The following is a 2,898-nucleotide window of genomic DNA, read 5'->3' as shown; positions in this document are numbered from 1 at the left end:
GCCGCACGCCGGCGTCGAAGCGCTCGGCAACGATGGCGGTCAGGCTGTAGTCGACGATGATCTCGACTTTGATGTCGGGATAGTCGGGCAGGAATGTCGCCAGGGCAGGCCACAGGATCGCATCGGCGGCATGCTCACCGGCGGTGATGCGGATGGTGCCGGCGGGTTTTTCGCGCAAGGCGCTGAGTGCCGCGATCTCGGCCTCGATCTCATCGAGCCTCGGCCCCACGGTGCGAGCCAGCCGCTCGCCGGCTTCGGTGGGCGACACGCTGCGCGTGGTGCGGGTCAGGAGCCGTACGCCCAGCCGCTCCTCCAGCGCCCGCACCGTGTGGCTGAGCGCCGATTGGGAAACCCCGAGCTTGGCCGCCGCCCTGGTGAAGCTTTCCTCGCGCGCGACGGCGAGGAAGGCGGTTAGCTCATTCAGATTGTCTCGCGGCATTCATGAGCTCCTTTCATAAGATCATGCTGGATATAGCACCTAATCGGCACCAATCGCAGACCCTAGATAGGCGTCATCACACCGGGCGCCTCTGCCGGCCGCCTCTGAAGACCGGCGGTCGCGACACCCCTGTTGCCAGGAAGGGACAAACCATGGACATCACGCGAAACGGCTCTCAAGCCTCGGCCAAGGGATCGGCCGACTATTTCACCGGCGCGGTGCGCATCGACGCGCCGTTCAAGGGCAGCGAGCCCGCCCGGGTCGGCGGCGCCACCGTGACTTTCGAGCCCGGTGCGCGCACCGCCTGGCACAGGCATCCGCTTGGCCAGACGCTGATCGTCCTCTCGGGCGCAGGCCTGGTGCAGCGCGAGGGCGGCCCGATCGAACCGATCCTGCCCGGCGACATCGTCTGGTTCGCGCCCGGAGAGAAGCATTGGCATGGCGCCGCGCCGACCACCGCGATGAGCCACATCGCTATCGCCGAAGCGCTCGACGGCAAGGTCGTCGACTGGCTGGAGCATGTCAGCGACGAACAATACGGGGTTTGACCAAGTATCGGCGCGTGGCGCCGAGTTCAACGCCCGAACTCTACGAAGGAGACCACCATGACCGACGTTCCAAGGGCTGAAAAGCCCATTCTCCGATATCGCTCCGGCGCTCGGCAGATACACAGACGATGTGTTGTTCGGCGACGTTTGGGAGCGCCCCGGTCTGTCGCCGCGGGACCGCAGCCTTGTCACCGTCACCAGCCTGATTTCGGGCTACCGGATCAACGAAATGCCTTTCCACATGAAGCGCGCGCTCGACAATGGCGTCACCCGCGACGAACTCATCGAAACCATTACGCATCTCGCCTTCTACGCCGGATGGCCCGTTGCAAGCACTGCGATCGGCATTGCCCGCAAGGTCTTCGAACAAGCCGACGCCGAGAAGAAGGGATAACGACAATGCAGAAGCGCACACTTGGAAACAGCGGTCTCGACGTTTCGGCCATCGGGCTCGGCTGCATGGGAATGAGCCAGTCATACGGGCAGCCGATGGAGACGGCGGATGCAGTCCACCTGATCAGGGCGGCGTTCGACCGCGGCATCACCTTCTTCGACACCGCGGAGGTCTATGGACCGTTCACGAACGAGGAGGTCGTCGGCGAGGCGCTGCAGCCGATCCGCGACCAGGTGGTGATCGCCACCAAATTCGGCATCGACATCGCCGGGACAGCCGGACATGATGGCATGGACAGCCGGCCGCAGCATATTCGTGACGTCGTCGAGGCCTCGCTCAGGCGGCTGAGGACCGACCACATAGACCTCCTCTACCAGCATCGCGTCGATCCGGTCGTGCCAATCGAAGAGGTGGCGGGCGCTGTGAAGGACTTGATCAGCCAAGGCAAGGTGAAGCATTTCGGTCTCTCCGAGGCGGGCGTGCGCACGATCCGGCGCGCGCATGCGGTACAGCCGGTCGCCGCGGTCCAGAGCGAATATTCGCTCTGGTGGCGTGAACCGGAAGAGGCGATCCTGCCGGTGCTTGAAGAACTGGGGATCGGCTTCGTGCCCTTCAGCCCGCTGGGCAAGGGGTTCCTCACCGGCGCCATCGATGCCAGCACGACGTTCGACAGCAGCGACTTCCGCAACACCGTGCCGCGTTTTGCGGAAGACGCCCGCAAGGCGAACCAGGCGCTGGTCGACGCGATCGGCGTGATCGCAGTCCAGAAGAAGGCGACCTCAGCACAGGTCGCTCTCGCCTGGCTGCTGGCGCAGAAGACGTGGATCGTTCCGATCCCCGGCACCACCAAGCTCAATCGCCTCGAAGAGAACATCGCGTCGGCCACCATCGCGCTGACGGCGGACGATCTTGCCAACATCGAGAATGCGGTCTCGGCGATCGCGGTGAAGGGAGCGCGCTATTCTCCGCAACAGGAAGCAAGGATCGATCGTTAGCCACCTGGGAGAGCGTGATGAGCCAACCAGTCTCAAGACGAGGTGCGCTGATGACCATGCTTGCACTGCCTCTGGGCGCCGGATTGAGTCCCGGATCGAGCCGGCCCGCCAGTGCGTCGAGCGCGCGGCGAACGGGCGGCGCCAAAGTGCTGGTGGCCTACTACACCCGCACCGGCAACACGCGGGTCATCGCGCGCCAGATCAGCAGGACTCTGCGAGCGGATATTTTCGAGATCGCGATCGTCGATCCCTACCCGGAAGACTACAAGCAGCAGGTTGCGGTGGCGGAGCAGCAGCGGGAGTCCGGTTCCGAACCGGCGCTGGCCGCCACGGTGCCTGATATCGGAACCTACGAGACGGTGTTCCTCGGATTTCCGATCTGGGGCATGACCGCGCCTTCGGTGATCCGCTCCTTCCTGTCGAAACACGATCTGTCCGGCAAGACATTGGTGCCGTTCATCACCCATGGCGGCTACGGAATAGGGCAGAGCCTGAAAGTCCTCGCAGATCATGCACCAGGGG

The 2,898-nt window shown here is 64.3% G+C and carries 5 protein-coding genes; 4 read left to right on the top strand and 1 reads right to left on the bottom strand.

The window, feature by feature from the left end; genetic code table 11:
• The coding region (locus tag EOD15_RS31995; RefSeq protein WP_148129746.1) for a LysR family transcriptional regulator at positions 1-439 on the bottom strand (439 nt) is incomplete at its 3' end.
• Between the two features lie 152 nt (positions 440-591).
• On the opposite strand from EOD15_RS31995, the gene EOD15_RS31990 reads away from it, so the two are divergent.
• From EOD15_RS31990 to EOD15_RS31975, 4 genes are all read left to right on the top strand, one after another.
• Positions 592-987 carry a cupin domain-containing protein gene (locus EOD15_RS31990; protein ID WP_127321420.1) on the top strand — a complete coding sequence of 132 codons (396 nt, stop codon included), beginning with the start codon at positions 592-594 and terminating at the stop codon, positions 985-987.
• Between the two features lie 133 nt (positions 988-1,120).
• Positions 1,121-1,381, top strand: coding sequence for a carboxymuconolactone decarboxylase family protein (locus EOD15_RS31985; RefSeq protein ID WP_245463825.1), 261 nt, complete (start codon positions 1,121-1,123; stop codon positions 1,379-1,381).
• Between the two features lie 5 nt (positions 1,382-1,386).
• Positions 1,387-2,376 carry an aldo/keto reductase gene (locus EOD15_RS31980; RefSeq protein WP_127321418.1) on the top strand — a complete coding sequence of 330 codons (990 nt, stop codon included), beginning with the start codon at positions 1,387-1,389 and terminating at the stop codon, positions 2,374-2,376.
• A gap of 17 nt (positions 2,377-2,393) precedes the next feature.
• On the top strand, positions 2,394-2,898 hold a 505-nt coding region (locus EOD15_RS31975), incomplete at its 3' end, for a flavodoxin (RefSeq protein WP_210212215.1).

Source organism: Mesorhizobium sp. M7A.T.Ca.US.000.02.2.1, assembly GCF_003996995.1.
Classification (GTDB): domain Bacteria; phylum Pseudomonadota; class Alphaproteobacteria; order Rhizobiales; family Rhizobiaceae; genus Mesorhizobium.
The sequence above is the reverse complement of the archived record's forward strand: the minus strand, read 5'-3'. Positions and strand labels throughout refer to the sequence as shown.

Excerpts from the sequence above, each read along its gene's own strand:
- EOD15_RS31980 (WP_127321418.1), top strand. The coding sequence starts at position 1,387 with ATGCAGAAGCGCACACTTGGAAACAGCGGTCTCGACGTTTCGGCCATC.
- EOD15_RS31990 (WP_127321420.1), top strand. The coding sequence starts at position 592 with ATGGACATCACGCGAAACGGCTCTCAAGCCTCGGCCAAGGGATCGGCC.